This is a genomic window from Pseudanabaena sp. 'Roaring Creek' (genome assembly GCF_001402795.1).
Lineage (GTDB): Bacteria > Cyanobacteriota > Cyanobacteriia > Pseudanabaenales > Pseudanabaenaceae > Pseudanabaena.
This window is the reverse complement of record NZ_LIRE01000071.1, coordinates 1-14,857: the sequence shown is the minus strand read 5'-3', so window position 1 is coordinate 14,857 and position 14,857 is coordinate 1. Positions and strand designations below refer to the sequence as shown.

Genomic DNA, 14,857 nt, shown 5'->3' with positions numbered 1-14,857 from the left:
TCGTCTACCAATTCTTTGCGTATATTCATCGGTTTTAGTGTTGATAATTGTGTGTCTAGATTATCTCTCTGTATATATCCCAGACTTTACACAGATTACTTTACACTCTCAACCCATGCCACTAGATTACAAACTTCGCTTGCGAGCATAACCCTTTAACCGTTCCGCCACCCTGCACTGAATACCCAACCCCACAAGCTCCTCAACACTCAACCTTGCCAAATCCTTCAAACTCTCAATTCCCGACTCCTCCAACTTCCGAATCGATCGCACCCCAATTTTTAGCTTCCCTTGCGGAGCAAGTCGGCGCATTTCGCATAACATTACCCCTAAAGGAGAACAATACTTCAGATGTTCCATCAACTCGTAAACCTGCATCTCCATCATCGCAAAACAACGTTTTACTAATTTGATGCGATCGCTATCCGCCCGACATTCCTCCCGCAAATGATAGTAAAACGTCCGCACATCCAACAACTTGGCGATCCCCGACAACAACCACAACAACTCATCCCGCCAACGTTCCTCAATTCCCTCCAAACCCTCCACTTTAAATCGTCGCTCGATATCCGTCATACGGCAACCCTGCGACCTTTCCCACAGCACGATCGCATGAAACATCGCTGAGTAACATAGCTTTACTGCCCACTCATCCCCCGACTTTCCCGACTTCGGCGGATATAGCCCCAGTGAGCCTAAAACCTCATTTGCTTTAGAAAATCCCACCTTGCCCTGCATCCACTTGCGAAACAACAATGGAACCAAATTTGGATTAGCCTCACACCAACTATCAACCGCTTCCACCAACTTCACACTATACCTACGCAAGAGTGGCGATCGCTCGGATAGCAAATACAGCAAAAGTAAAAAATCAAGCGATCGCCACTCTTGCAACAACTCGTCCGCAGGATCGACCGTCAGTAAGTCGCGAATTAATTGCCCAAAGGCAGAAGCCACAGGTAAAGGTAGCACTGCTAAGGTTGCCTTTTTACCTAACACAGTGAGGCGATAGGTCTTTAACTCTGGATCGCCATAGGCAAGGGTTTGCCCCTCTAACCAACGCAAGGCGATCGGTACTTGACTCACTAATTGTTGTCCGCCTAGCGATCGCCCAAAAAATGCTTGCAGTTGAGCCAGCGTTGCCCCCTCATCATCCCATCGAGACAACAAAGACGCTAAAAAAGCCGTTGCCGTGGGTGCGGTCTTTCCCCTCTCCCGATCAACATTTTTCTTGAAGCCAATTTTTCGATCTTGCTCAAATACCGATGCGATCGCAGGTAATTCTTCACTCTGCAAAGCTGTGGTGAGCGTCTCTGCTGTCCAACCCTCACCCTCACGCACCACAACGGCAGACACACCTTCACGATTACCTCGTCCTGCGCGACCCATCATCTGCAACAGATCGGCAATGCTCACAGCACCTTCCATCGGAAAAGTGCTGTCCCTAACTAACACATGGGTCGCAGGCAAATTAATCCCCATCGCCAAAGCTGTAGTCGTCACAATTACCTTCGCCTCACCCGTCACAAACTGTTGCCGAGACTTTTCTCTCTGGGTTTGACTCATCTTGGCATGGTAAGCGATCGCACCAATCTTCCGTTCCGTTTGTAAAAATGTCGCTAGCTTTTCTGCTGATTTGGTTTGATAGACAAAAACTAAAGCTTGTGACTCATGCGTTTGCAAATGCTTCTCCAGCCAATCTGCCACAATAATATTAGCATCCTCTTCCTTCTCCAATGCCAATACCCATTTGGCAAGAGGAGGTTGTCTTTTTGCTACCGACACCATATCGCAAGGGCTAAGCCAAGCTTGCAACTTCTCAGGATTGCCCAAGGTTGCCGATAGCAAAACCAATCTCGGTGGCATCGGTAAACATAATAGAGAAGTGATTAAGCACTCCAGAGTTGCTCCTCTGTGTTTGGAACCAATCAGATGCGCCTCATCAACACATACAGCCCCAATCGTTGACAGCCACTGACCATGAGCAGGATTTCGCAAAAGTGCTTCCAGCCGCTCAGGAGTCGCCACAATAATTTCACCACCTACAGGCGGATCGCTCGGAAACTCACTTTCAATGCGATAGTCTCCTGTCGAAATCCGCACTGCTATCTTTTTCCCGAAGACCTTACTTAATCGCTTAGCCGTGAGTTCTAATTCATCCACTTTCTCTCTAGCTAAAGCCCTTAGTGGCTCAATCAAAATCGCTCGACGATCGCTATGGATTGCCTCTAAGAGAACTAGCAAACCCACCAAACTTTTGCCGCTATTGGTCGGAGATGAAACAATCAGATTGCGGCGCGATTCTAAAACTCGCATCTCTCCCAAAGCCTGTATCTGCACCTGTCGGGGAGTTGTATTGGGAGCTAAGATAGCGATCGCCTTTTGCCAAACTGGATCGAGATTGAGGGATTGCCAATCAGCATTACTAGGACTCAAGGAATCACCTGATTTACCGCAAAAAATTTGTTGCATTTGTCGCACAATTAATTTTCTAATTTCCTTGAGAGTTGAGGATCACAACCCCTATCTCAAAGAACGAAACAAGCCTAATAACTGCTCAGATGCTGCTAAAGGTAAAGTAGCTCCCGTTGCCGTTGCTAAGTTATGAAGTGCTAAATGCAAGCGATCAGTAGGAGTCGGTTCAATCAAGGTCAAACTAGGATTGCTCCACAGCTTACCATCGGCAGCATACTTCACGTAGGAACTACTATCCACCGAATCCACACCAACTCGAAAAAGTTCCTTAACTAATTCAGGTTTACCTAATCCAAAAACATGTAGAGGCAAGTCTCCAATCTCTTCTCGAACCGCTTCTACGATCGCCAAAACTAAAGGTAAATCCTGCGATCGCGGCACTAGTCCACCGATGGCAATACCCTCAAATCCTTGACAGGTATACGCTTTAGCACAGGCTCTCGTCGACTTTATATCCCAACCCTGTACGCAAGCATAAAGCGGCAGATCGCGCCGACGACGGTTGTTAATTGCCCATAGTGCGTTGGCGATCGTTAGTTCCTGTCTTCGTTTTGCTTCCTTTTTGTCTAACTTAGGCGGAATCGGAAAATCGAGGGTAAAGGCAACATCTGCAACCTGCTCTTGAAACTCTAATACAGCTTTAGGGTGGATCACCTCTACTTCATCAGTTTCAGCGTTTTTGATCTCTAATATGCCTAAGCGATCGCGTTTGACGATCTTGGCATTCTCAAATAGAGCCGCAAATCCTCCCGAATCAACTAACATCGGCAAGTTAGGCAACTGAGCCGCAGTCATTTGTTTGGCATAGTAATGGCTGACCATCACTGCGGGAGCAAGTCTCGGCAAATAAGGACGGATTAAGTTATCGAGCGGATATTTCTGCCCAAAAGTTGTGACAGGGATATAGGCTGGAAATGAGATCACGCCTTTGCGGGTCTGTAATGTTCGTGTTGCGTTCATAGATTGCCTCCTAACCGAGGAATTGGTTTTCCATCAGCATCAAAGCAATCTCGGCAAGTTCCCAAAAATTCTGTAATGAAGCGTTGCCGCATATCAGAATCATCTTTAAATACAGTCATCCAAATTGACCAAAATCCATGACCTAGAGCAGTGCGGACAATTTGCCGACGCATATTTTCTGTGTCATTGGCTTGTAAATCTTTAAACGATTCTTGAGCAATTCCCCATATATCTAATCGTTCTCTCCAACGAGTATCAGCAGGTGTAAGTTTGGGATAACCTGGACGACGATTTAAGCCAATTAAATCTAAAGTTCTTAATGCAATAGCTTTCTGTGCATCGGTTAAATTTCCACTAATAAGTATTTCACTAGAATTACTGGGATAATCAAAAGCTAGAAATGTATTATCACAATCAACCCAGTAAAAATCATTGCGATTTGTCTCTGTCTTTCCCTTGATAGTGTTACAAGTCTTACATGACAAGAGAAAATTATCCCATGCAAACTCAAGATCGGGGTTTAAAGACTTAGGCAAAATATGTTCTACTTCAAGAAGTTGAGTAAGCCGCTTTTCGCAAAATGAACAATAACAACCAATACGTTCAACTAAATAGGGTTTAGCTTCTTTATAATGACGAAATATGATTTCTTCAGATGTGATGGGGTTAGTTGGTGTTTTACCACGATTCACTGGTCTCATCTTTATTCCTCATCAAGCATAGCTGCACGCTTCATTTGCAGAAAAGCATGATACGCAACGTTATCGCTGAATGGTTCTATTAATTCATCTAGTTGTACTTTCAAGCGTTCAGCTTCCTCAGATGTAGCTCCATTAACTTCTTGCAAAATCTGATAGTATTTTTGTGCAACTTCCATCATGTTTTGATAACGCTCACTTCGATAAGGATTAGGAACGTGCATGATATTTTCAGCAATATCTTCTATGCTTTTATTCTCATATTCTGCTTCGGGTATAGATTCAGGACTATTGAGATCAATTAGTTCGCCTTCTCTCAAAGATTGAATGATATGTTCAGAATGAGTAGTTGCAAAAAACTGAATTTTGGGAAATGTACGCTTTAAGTCGTCAACAACTCGACGTTGCCAATTAGGATGAAGATGTAAATCAATTTCATCAATGAGAACTACACCTTGAGTTTCTTTTGGAGCATCAGTTTCTAGATGAGGATTTAGCACTGCTGAACGATATGCAATATCAGCAACCATCCCAATCATGTTACGCACACCATCACTTAACATCCGAAATGGTAGAGTTTTGCCATTTTTGGATGTCGCGACTAGCTCATCTAGATGTACATCAAACCTTACATCTTCCCAATCATCCATACAAGTTTTAATTGCTTCTTTGACTGCGGATAGAACACCTATAGTCTTTTGTTTTTGTAAAGATGCAAATTCTTGCGTTTTAAACCATCTGATTAGCTTCTTTAGTTCATACGAGTTGCTAAGACAATTCTCATATCCGCGAAATCTAGAATTTGGAGATAATGTCTCAACAACTGTTTCTCTACGTTGAATCCAAAGGCGACCCGTACCATAGTAGGAAATCACAGGTAAGAGAACTCTGCGATTATCTTTTTCTTGCTTACGAATGGATGCTTGTTGTATATCTCTTATCTGACTCTTAATTTGTAAATCTCTCGCATATTTTGTTATTTCTTTAGCTCCTTCACGGGTTGTCTTCCCTCCATGAATTCTTAATTCTCTTGACCATGATAGTTCTTGGATATCCTCAAAATAGCCTTTGCAAGATACAACACATGGTAAAACGGCAGTTAATGTTGGTGTTTCATTTTCTGTATTTACAATATGTCGAACTTCATCTTTAAAAATATTGCGTGAGTTGATGCTGTCAATCCCCAAGAAAAAGCTTCCTACACCAATTGCTAAGGCATCAAGAATGGCAGATTTACCAGTACCGTTATCGCCAATGAAGACATTGAATTGATCGGAAAACTCAAAGGTTGTTTGATCAAAACACCGAAAATTCTTTAGTTCGAGTTGGCGGATTTTCATGTTAGTCCTCGCGCGATCGCCTTATTGCTTACATCAGATGGGTAGTCATACCACAACCCCTTGAGGTCAAGCCCCTCGGTTGATTGCTTAATACTTTTTAATGAGCTTAGCAAAAACTGGTCATGGCGAAAAATGCGGACTGCCAGAATATGCTTACAAACATTACCCTTAGCTGCATCAGGACAATCACAGTCATAAATATTCTGATGACAAGTGACCAGATGCGGATCTAGACCACCAACCACCCGATAAACATTACCTTCATTACCCGTAACCCGCAATTCTAAGGCTCGTCGTAAGCGGTAAGGATCGATCGCATCAGGGAAAGTATTAGAGACAATCGTATTAGTTGTACTTTCTTCTCGATAGCGAAAAGCCGAAAAGCGATCGCCTACCATTTCATTCGCCGCATCAATCCACTTCTGTAAGCGTTTCTGAGATATCCCCTCAGCGCTAACTTCCGAGGACTCTGTAAGTGCTAAATCCTCAAGGTCGTGAATACCCAATTCCTTGAGACGTTTAGCAAATTTTGCGCCAATACCTGAAACTGATGTCAGGGTTACAGTGCTTTCATCTAAGCCACCAGAGATCATGCGCTCTAATACTTTGACTTTTTCTGCCAAAGGGATTGCTTCAGGATCTTCAAAATCTGGAGATTGGATCGTCGTACAGATATTCGCCATCGCTAATAACAATCTCTGCATTGCGTCGCGAACACATTCCACCTCAAAGGCATAGCAACCTCTTGCTTCAGCGATCGCCACTCCATCACCTGATCTCGTCCAGTCCCTTGCAATTAAAGCCGTGTGAATTGCTGCTAAGAGTTGTTTGCCGTCAATTCCCAAAAGCGATCGCAGTTTTGAGCGTTCCCATCCCAGCAAAACCGATGGTTCTTTGGAGAGAGTTGCGCCTAGATCTTCAAGCTGCTCGTAATCGACAGGGATGAGAGGCTGATAGTCGGGACAACTTGCCACTAGCAAGATCAGATCGAAAAAGTTTAACTGCAAAGGCGATCGCAAGACTCGCACCCATAGCAAGACGGTCTGGGGCGATAGGAGATGGCGCATCGCTACATAGCCTAGTTTGGTGGATTTGAGATAGATGCGTTCATCGGATTTCCATTCCTCCAGCATTCTGGCTTTTAGCATATCTCTCACGACTTTCTCGACCGAGGGCAAAGTCCCTTGTTTTGCCGCAAGCGATCGCCCAAATACGCCTTGCAGTTGTGTCACCGTGCGACATAAGCCGCTGGCAACTTCTGTAATTACCTGTTCTGCGAGAGCATTCACATTTGCTAAGCCAGACTTAATCGGCTCAAATTTGCCTTGGGGATACTGATCGGCATGACTATCCCAAGAGGGACTTAACAATACGACTTCACCTTCGAGATCGAGTCCCAATCGTCCTGCTCGTCCTGCTCTCTGCCACACACTATTCACCTGTAGCGGCACAAAGTCGATTCCGTCAAACCCTTGCAGGTCATAGAGAATTACCTGTCTGGCAGGTAGGTTAAGTCCCATTTCTAAGGTTGCCGTTGCTACCAGAACTTCTAATTTGCCATTACGAAAATTTTGCTCGATCGCTTTGCGGTCTTGCTTTTCTAGTCCTGCGTGGTGATGGGCAACTTGCCAATCGCGTTCTTGCAATAGTTTGGATAGGAACTCGGCGCGACGACGACTTTGGACAAAAACTAGACTTTTGCCACCCACTGCCAAATTGCGCTCAAGTTCGCGGATTAGTAGCTCTGGTTTGTCTTGGGCGCGTTTGTAATGAGCGATTTTCCAAGTCAGAGGAATGGGGCGATCGCTAGCGTAAAACTCGACCCCATTTAACCAGTCGGCAAGCTCTCGGCGATTGCCCAAGGTTGCCGACAATCCCACAATCCTGACAAAGGGATTTAAACGCAAAAATCGCATTAAGGCAGCTTCTAGCTTTGCTCCACGATGGCGATCGCCTAGTAAGTGAAACTCATCCACCACCACCAGATCGACATCAGGAATCCAATTCCAATGCGATCGCCAGTTGCGGGTACAAGCATCAAACTTTTCAGGAGTCATTACCATCAGTTGCGCTTTTTCGTAAGGCACGGGATAGTTACTGTTTTCATAGTCTCCCGTAAATACCCCAACAAGATGAGGCGCAAAGGTGGTTTGCCATTTTGTCGTTAGTTCTGATGCCAAAGCTTTGAGCGGAGCAAGGTAGATTGCTCTTTTGCCTCTAGCGATCGTGTGGGCGATCGCTTGTTCTGCTAACCATGTTTTGCCGCTACCTGTGGGCATTTGCAAAATACAACTAAATCCCGATGTCAAAATGCCGCTATCGAGGATTTGCTGCTGTACAGTGATTGTACTATTTGATTGCTGCCTTTCTAGGGTGACGGGCATGGTTATTTAGCTGACTGACTTTAAGTTAATCTATAAACTTTTAGTGTTTATAACATTTAAAAGCTAAAAAACTTTACTAACTTTTAAAGTAGCAAGCGTAGCAAGCTAAGTTTTATGCAAGATTTGTCTCAAAATCTATGTTTTTTACTGTGGGATCTTCAAGTTCCGCAGTAAAACTGGGTTGCGGTGCTGTCTGGATGGGCAGGATGCAGTGAGGCAAGAGCGCAGCAGTTATTGCGGGGTACAAGGCTGTCTGCTTCTGAATTGCAAGCGATCGCACTGGCAACTAATCGAAGCGATCAAGAGTTAATTTTTAGCGATCTGCTCGCGGAAAGTGGCAAAGATATCTGGCAACAAAATGTGTTGTTTTTAATCAAAAATCACCTCAAGCATGGTCAACAGCAAGAACTGGCAGCTTTACTCAAAATTACTTCTGGGGCAATCTCAGATTGGAAAAAGGGAGCTATCCCAGAACGTAAGCATAAGAAGGCTTTACATAAATTTTTTAGCGTGCCTATGTCAAAGAATCTCGAAGAGTGTCCTCTATTTCTATCTCTCAGTCCTATTGATTTGAATTCACAAAAAGCTTGGTTGTGCGATCGCATTAAAAATATTAGCGATCGCGAGTTAGATCGGCTTTTCCCTGCTCTCGCAAAGTTATTGGCGGAGGAGTAAACTATCAGCAAACAAAACAGGTAATAATACCCTTAGCCAAAACTAACCCAGTATGAAATTACCTAATCACTGCTTTTGTGAGGCGATAGAACAATGAATACTAAAAAGTTATTCGATCCTGTGGCTATTCTTAAACCTATCCCTGCGGAAAAGCTTACACTGCTTGAATCGGATTATCAATCAGCTTCTTATTTGCCCAGTGGTTTAGTGGGAACAATTGTGGAAATACGCCCAAAAGATAATGAAAATTACTACTTAGTTGAGTTTGCGGATTCCTATGGATGTGAATATGCGATGGCATACTTAAAAGCGAATGAGTTTATTGTGCTTCAGTATGAGCTTGTTGCTGCCTAAAACTAAGATTATTGGCAGACGAGTAAACTAAAGATCGGACAGAAGAGGTTAACTCTATGGTACAAGCAGTCAAAGTTTTTCTCGCCCCAGAGGAGATCGAGCCTCTAAATCTTACTGATATTGAAACGGAGAATGATACGCATGTGGATAATTTTTTCACAGATGAATTGCGGCGATTACTGGTAGAAGTGCTTTATGGAGCTTGGGCAAAAAAGATTTCCCCTCGCAAATTTCTCGCTGGTGCAGATATCGGTGTGTTTTATGCTGAGGGTCAGCCGCCTTTAGTTCCTGATGTGTTCTTGAGTTTGGATGTCGAGATCGAACGGGATTTTTATGACAAGCGTAATCGTTCGTATTTTATTTGGGTAGTGGGCAAGCCTCCTGATGTGGCGATTGAGATCGTCTCCAATCGTAAGGGGAATGAGCTGACGAGTAAGCGATCGCTTTATGCTGAGATTGGCATTGATTACTATGTTGCTTTCGATCCGACGCAACAACTCAGTACAGAACTTTTGCAAGTATTTGAGTTGCGTGGTGGTGTTTATGCTTTGTTAGAACCAATTGAGATTTCAGAGCAGTTATCAATTGTGTGGTTAGAGCAGATTGGGCTGGGTTTACGCCTATGGGAAGGGATGTATGAGAGCAAGCAGGATCGGTGGTTGCGGTGGTGCGATCGCCAAGGGAAGGTTCTGCCGACTGGTACAGAAAAAGCCGATCGCCTTGCTGCTAAGTTACGCTCAATGGGTATCGATCCCGATCTGGATTAAGTTTTATATGTGGATAATTTCTAAGGAATTTCGATTTGAGGCGGCGCATAGGCTCCCGCATCACGATGGTAAGTGTCAAAGGTTGCATGGTCATTCTTTTGTGGGGAAAGTCTCGATCAAAAGCGATTCCCTCAAATCTGAGGGTTCGCAGGTGGGTATGGTTCTAGATTATGGAATTATCAAAAAGTATTTAGAACCAATGTGTGATCGCTATCTCGATCACCATTACCTCAATGAATCGACTGGGCTAGAAAATCCAACTAGTGAGGAGTTGGCTAGATGGATTTTCAATTACCTGAAACAAGATGGGCTAGAGGGTTTGTATTCTGTGGAGATTCAGGAAACCTGCACGTCAAGTTGCATATATTTTGGTGAAGCTGAAGCTTAGTTAGTTTCTATAAGCTATTCACCAATTTGTCGATATCGTCAGGATAAACGATGATGTCCCATCCAGAATTAGCAAGAGTTTGGAGATGATTGTCTTTCCAGTCACCATCAACAATTAGGGCAAGACGATCTACTCCTTGGCGACGCGAGAAGGTTTTGGTTGTGGGATGGTATTGATATTTTATGCTTCTTGCTCTCGCTGAGAGTTCTTTGGTTTTGTCGTTGGGATGACTAGCATAGCTACTTTTCCAGTGAATGAGTGTCGTACCAACTTTTACAAATGGAGTGGTTGCACTTTTTTTGCCCACATTGGCATATTCATTCACCCAACCCTCATAGGGAATCTTCTTAGCGTAGGGTTTACTCTGTTTGTCTAGTTCAGTCTCTAGTAACCACAGTAATGGTTCAAAGTTGCGATAGGGAATCAGTCGATCTTCTAGATTCTCTTTGATAACCCAATCTTCAACTTTTAGTTTTAGAGCAGGAATATCTGCATAAGCAATGTTTTGCTTAAAACGTTTAGCTAAGCCTTGTGCAAGCATTTTCAAGTGTTCAGTTTCTAACATTTCTTGACGTTGGGAAAATTTGGGAATAATGAAACGAGCAAGAGGCGCACCTTCTCCTGTTTCAACTAATCCTGTATCTTCTGCTAACTGCGCTAGTCCATATCCCTGAAGCTTTCCAGATTTTGCTTTGAGTAGCGAAACCATAATTTCAAAGATCCAGACTTTCTCATCATTCACCGCACCCGACAACCCAGCAGGATCGTTAAAACATTGAATGAGTAAACGTTCTAATTCTTTCGGATCAGTAACTTTATTGTAATGTTGATAAACAAAGTCTACGTGTGTATCAACTCGATCCAAATCTCGCAATGGACTAATCCAAGTATTCATCGAGTCTGGAGCTTTTTGTAAAACTGCCTCACAAGCTTCTGCCCCAAGTAAATCGATCGCACCTTTCATCTCATCATCTGTGAGCTTTCCTCCGCCTAATGTCTTTTTGAAAAATCCCAAATCAAATACATACTCTGGCAAGTGTTGGCTAGGAATCCCTGTCGTTTTTGTGTAACCCGCATAGACCATCTGCCGCAAAATTGGCTCTAACACCAACAACTTCCCTAATCCTCGCCGCAAGGTTGTAGTCTTTGCTGTAGGAGGATGGTGCGGCTTCACATAGTCCTCTCGCATCAAAATCCAAAGCGGTTCTAATTCTCGATTCTTTTGACCCAAGGCAGTTGCTAAATCTTGCGCTAAACTCTCTACAGATTCTGCAAGTTGAGGATTAGAATTCATTCCATGAGATAGAAGCAATTGTTTTTCTTCTCTCGTTTTACCAGCAATTCCTAGATGCACTTGTACCCAATCAGTTAGAACTCTTGCATAAAACCTTTCTTCAATATGTAAGTTGGCATCACAGATCATTTCTGTAACTTCGTCTAAACCTTTTTTAACAACTGATTTAAAGTACACACTAATGACACTTGGGATACCTTGAATTTGAGATTTAACTTCGTAAAGTTCTCCCATATTTCGCCAAAACTTTTTATCAGTCTCTTTGGCTGAACCACTTGCAGTAATTAGCACTACATGACTAAGACAAGTATTATCAACACCAATCGTAAAATCAGGAATAATACTCATCCCTTCAGGCTTCTGATTCCATCGCACCTCCCCCGCAATCCCTGCGATCACGACAGCCTTTCGCAAAGCCACCTCAGCGATCGTTTCAAACAAAATTCCTCTCGTTTCATTTGCCATATTAAGAATCCTTACCTTGCAAAGAAGCCAACAACTCCTGAAAACGCTTATAGAAAGCAAAAGTATTATGAAACCCTCGGCGACGGTTGCGATCGTTACCCCTAAAGATAATCACCTCCACACCCACCTCCTTACAGATTACACAATCACAATGCTGCCAAGGCTTATCCGTTAACAAATCCGCATACATCTCCCTATGCTTATCCAAACGTTTTGCCTGTAAAGCAGGATCAACCAAACCATCCCTCGGCAACTCCAAAAGCGCATCATACTCCAACAACACATTGAGCGTCTCCTCCAATCCCCTTAAACCCTTATCAAACTCCCTCAACAATTGCAAAGAATTTTGCTCCAACTTTTGCAACGTCTCACTATCCGAGACTCCCGCCTCAATCACACGCTTAATCCTGACCCCATGCCGACTCACAGGCGGAATCCGCACCGCACTATACATCTTAGTTCCCAACGTATGATAATTCGCACCCGAACCTAACCAAGCCCGACGCAACGGACTCGCCGAATCAAAACTCGTCACCCCTAAATGACGCAATACAGGAATCGCACTAATTCTCGCCACACCAAACAAATGTATCCGCACATGGGACTGTAAATGTGGATGAATTGCTTTTAAAATCTCAATAATTTCTTTACTCGTGGCGCGAGCCAAACCACCCAAAGCAATATAGTCATAACCCATATCGATCAACTGCTTCACAGCCTCCGCATAGGTCTCAGAACTCCAACCCTGCGCCGCCCCAATCGGCGTAAAAGTATATCCCCCTAACCGATGCTGCTCAATAAACTCCTGAGCATTCTTGAGCGTCAGTTCATAGCGCATCTCGCGCACCCCCACCTCCGCAAAAGGTCCCACAATCAAATGGTCAATACTCACACCATAGTTAAAACCTAGCTTCTCGTAATAGTCCAAAATCTCAATCGTATTATAGGGTGGCACATCTTCCTTGATATAGCCAAAAGCCCCACAGTCCCCCATCACCTCCCCTTGAAAGCGAATAAACTCATGAATGCCAATCTCCTCAATTTTTTGCCGCTTCTTCTTACTAGCCTCCACAACCACCTTTGACACCAAGATCGCATCATAGTTAGGTGTTGGATAAATTTCGTGGGCATATACCTCATCCTCATGGGGATCGCGATCGGGCGTAAGCGTATCCGTCAAAAAATTATAAGTCGGATCAACATGATCATCCCACTCAGGAATAAAATACTTCATTCCCAAATGCAAATTCGGTGCAGGGGGCAAATCAGGAATTGGCAAAAACTCCGAACTCTCCTCCTCCTCTTCAGCACCTTCCGCGATCGCCGACTTACCCTTTTTCTTAGACGACTTTACAGCCACACTAGGCACACCAAGCGTCAACTCCAACTGGTCAATATTTTCCTGCTTAGGTTCCAGCAAAAGTGCAAACTCTTCAGGCTTTACATAAAGCTTGCTTAGCAATTCTGGTTGCTGCACAACCACTTCAGCAAACTTTTTAAACAAAAATCCCTTTAAACCAACTAATCCATAGCTATACTTCTTTGCATCAGCATTAGATAGCCCCAATATATAGGTTTTCGCATCCAATCCCTTAATCCATTTCCTACTACTTTGCGAGGCAAGAAAAATAAATGTTTGGTCAGATCTAGTAATAACAGGGAGATTTAGCGATCGCAGATAGTTTTCGCCCAACAATAAAAATACCAGATCGTAATCTCGAACCGCTTTTTCAAAGTCTTCACGAATTCCCAACAGCTTTGACCAAGTATCAACCTCATGTCCCTTCATATTGTTAAAAGTCACTTCATAGGGTGCGATCGCCCGATCCTCAGCAATCAATCCATAACCAGCAGAAAGAATATTCACATCTATAGACTTTTCCCCCAGAGACTTACGAAATAAACCTATCCCCTCCATCAACCGCAAATGCTGCATCCCCGTATACATTTCAGATGCAGAACATATATATTGAGCCAGCTTCTTCTCCTCAATAGCAAGTTGAGTCCTATTCTCAAAGTCCTTAACCCCTAGTTGCTCATCAGGCTTAAAAACCTTTTCTCCCGTACAGGAAGTAATCACTAAGATGCGAGGTTGATTATTTTTTTTCATACTCATTGGTCAATAGTTGTCCAGATGCTTGTATTTAGTTGTTGTAGATTTTGGCATAGCCTCTTAGCTTACACTGCCCTTTAATCATTTCAACAACTTTTTGAATAGGACTACGCGAATCATTTAGCCACTTACGGATCTCTAAGTGTTAGCTATACAAAATCTCAAACTTGACGATGCTTTGTGCGATCGCTTAGTCAAAAACCAGTTCGCTCATGTAGGGAATTAGGTGAAGTTTGATTTTACTTAAGGGCATCTCTAAAAACAGGTATAGGCAGGGCAAGGGATTTGAGGAATTGGAATAGACATATAGTACAATGATCAAGAGATAGAAGAGGTTAAAAAGCAATGCAGGATAGGCAGACAAATATTTTTGATTTTGAAAAATATGAAGTAAAACACAGCAGCTTTAAAAATTCACTATTAGAATTAAACAAAATTATAGACTGGTCATCATTTCTGCCAATTCTGAATGAAGCATTGAGGAAAGAGAAGAAAAGTACAGGAGGTAGAAAACCATTTGACCGTATCCTGATGTTGAAGATAATCATCCTGCAAACGCAATACAACTTGTCAGATGACCAGACCGAATATCAAATCTATGACCGAAGAAGCTTCCAAGAATTTCTAGGATTGAGAATTGGGGACGACATCCCCGATGCGAAAACAATCTGGCTATTTAAAAACGAACTAGCGAATAAGAAAGCTGTAGAAAAGTTGTTTACTCACTTTGGGGAACAACTGAACCAAAACGGATATAGAGCACAGAAAGGACAGATTATTGATGCCAGTATCATACCCGTACCAAAACAAAGAAATAGCCGAGAAGAAAACGCGCTGATTAAAGAAGGCGTAATACCCGAAGCTTGGAAAGAGCAACCTAATAAACTGGAGCAGAAAGATACCGAGGCAAGATGGACAAAGAAAAATGACATCAGCTACTATGG

Annotated in this window: 12 protein-coding genes; 5 read left to right on the top strand and 7 right to left on the bottom strand. The window is 43.3% G+C overall.

What is annotated here, in order from left to right; all coding sequences use genetic code 11:
- Positions 1 to 126 precede the first annotated feature (126 nt).
- Genes AC805_RS02415 through AC805_RS02395 form a run of 5 tightly spaced genes read right to left on the bottom strand, consistent with a single transcriptional unit; the run spans position 127 to position 7,857 of the window.
- Positions 127 to 2,472 (bottom strand): DEAD/DEAH box helicase, encoded by a 2,346-nt coding sequence (locus AC805_RS02415; RefSeq protein WP_055073949.1) that lies wholly within the window; start codon positions 2,470 to 2,472, stop codon positions 127 to 129.
- 51 nt (positions 2,473 to 2,523) lie between these two features.
- Entirely contained in the window at positions 2,524 to 3,435 is a 912-nt protein-coding gene (locus AC805_RS02410; RefSeq protein WP_055073948.1) for a tRNA-guanine transglycosylase, read from the bottom strand.
- Positions 3,432 to 4,136 (bottom strand): HNH endonuclease, encoded by a 705-nt coding sequence (locus AC805_RS02405; protein ID WP_055073947.1) that lies wholly within the window; start codon positions 4,134 to 4,136, stop codon positions 3,432 to 3,434. Before AC805_RS02405 ends, AC805_RS02410 begins: the two co-directional genes overlap by 4 nt.
- A gap of 2 nt (positions 4,137 to 4,138) precedes the next feature.
- Positions 4,139 to 5,473, bottom strand: coding sequence for an AAA family ATPase (locus AC805_RS02400; protein ID WP_055073946.1), 1,335 nt, complete (start codon positions 5,471 to 5,473; stop codon positions 4,139 to 4,141).
- A complete protein-coding gene (locus AC805_RS02395; protein WP_055073945.1) occupies positions 5,470 to 7,857 on the bottom strand; it encodes a DEAD/DEAH box helicase in 2,388 nt (795 codons plus the stop codon). Before AC805_RS02395 ends, AC805_RS02400 begins: the two co-directional genes overlap by 4 nt.
- A 186-nt stretch (positions 7,858 to 8,043) precedes the next feature.
- Between AC805_RS02395 and AC805_RS02390 the strand changes: the two genes are divergently transcribed.
- The 4 genes from AC805_RS02390 to queD all read left to right on the top strand — a co-directional run bounded on the left by AC805_RS02390 (position 8,044) and on the right by queD (position 10,041).
- The gene (locus AC805_RS02390; protein WP_055073944.1) at positions 8,044 to 8,532 is read left to right on the top strand and encodes a hypothetical protein; all 489 of its coding nucleotides are present in this window, start codon (positions 8,044 to 8,046) and stop codon (positions 8,530 to 8,532) included.
- 93 nt (positions 8,533 to 8,625) lie between these two features.
- Positions 8,626 to 8,886 (top strand): DUF4926 domain-containing protein, encoded by a 261-nt coding sequence (locus tag AC805_RS02385; RefSeq protein WP_055073943.1) that lies wholly within the window; start codon positions 8,626 to 8,628, stop codon positions 8,884 to 8,886.
- Positions 8,887 to 8,942: 56 nt separating this feature from the next.
- On the top strand, positions 8,943 to 9,653 hold the full coding sequence (locus AC805_RS02380) for a Uma2 family endonuclease (protein WP_055073942.1): 711 nt from the start codon (positions 8,943 to 8,945) through the stop codon (positions 9,651 to 9,653).
- Between the two features lie 7 nt (positions 9,654 to 9,660).
- Positions 9,661 to 10,041 carry a 6-carboxytetrahydropterin synthase QueD gene (gene queD, locus AC805_RS02375; RefSeq protein WP_055073941.1) on the top strand — a complete coding sequence of 127 codons (381 nt, stop codon included), beginning with the start codon at positions 9,661 to 9,663 and terminating at the stop codon, positions 10,039 to 10,041.
- 7 nt (positions 10,042 to 10,048) lie between these two features.
- Here the strand turns inward: queD and AC805_RS02370 are convergent, their stop codons facing one another.
- A complete protein-coding gene (locus AC805_RS02370) occupies positions 10,049 to 11,800 on the bottom strand; it encodes a hypothetical protein (RefSeq protein ID WP_055073940.1) in 1,752 nt (583 codons plus the stop codon).
- A 1-nt stretch (position 11,801) separates the two neighbouring features.
- The gene (dpdA, locus tag AC805_RS02365) at positions 11,802 to 13,910 is read right to left on the bottom strand and encodes a tRNA-guanine transglycosylase DpdA (RefSeq protein WP_055073939.1); all 2,109 of its coding nucleotides are present in this window, start codon (positions 13,908 to 13,910) and stop codon (positions 11,802 to 11,804) included.
- 348 nt (positions 13,911 to 14,258) lie between these two features.
- Here dpdA and AC805_RS02360 point away from each other — a divergent pair.
- Positions 14,259 to 14,857, top strand: a 599-nt coding sequence (locus AC805_RS02360; protein ID WP_156341288.1) for an IS5 family transposase, incomplete at its 3' end; no start/stop codon positions are given.

Coding starts and splice junctions, on each gene's coding strand:
- AC805_RS02415 (WP_055073949.1), bottom strand. CDS start 2,472: ATGCAACAAATTTTTTGCGGTAAATCAGGTGATTCCTTGAGTCCTAGT.
- AC805_RS02410 (WP_055073948.1), bottom strand. CDS start 3,435: ATGAACGCAACACGAACATTACAGACCCGCAAAGGCGTGATCTCATTT.
- AC805_RS02405 (WP_055073947.1), bottom strand. CDS start 4,136: ATGAGACCAGTGAATCGTGGTAAAACACCAACTAACCCCATCACATCT.
- AC805_RS02400 (WP_055073946.1), bottom strand. CDS start 5,473: ATGAAAATCCGCCAACTCGAACTAAAGAATTTTCGGTGTTTTGATCAA.
- AC805_RS02395 (WP_055073945.1), bottom strand. CDS start 7,857: ATGCCCGTCACCCTAGAAAGGCAGCAATCAAATAGTACAATCACTGTA.
- AC805_RS02385 (WP_055073943.1), top strand. CDS start 8,626: ATGAATACTAAAAAGTTATTCGATCCTGTGGCTATTCTTAAACCTATC.
- AC805_RS02380 (WP_055073942.1), top strand. CDS start 8,943: ATGGTACAAGCAGTCAAAGTTTTTCTCGCCCCAGAGGAGATCGAGCCT.
- queD (WP_055073941.1), top strand. CDS start 9,661: ATGTGGATAATTTCTAAGGAATTTCGATTTGAGGCGGCGCATAGGCTC.
- AC805_RS02370 (WP_055073940.1), bottom strand. CDS start 11,800: ATGGCAAATGAAACGAGAGGAATTTTGTTTGAAACGATCGCTGAGGTG.
- dpdA (WP_055073939.1), bottom strand. CDS start 13,910: ATGAAAAAAAATAATCAACCTCGCATCTTAGTGATTACTTCCTGTACG.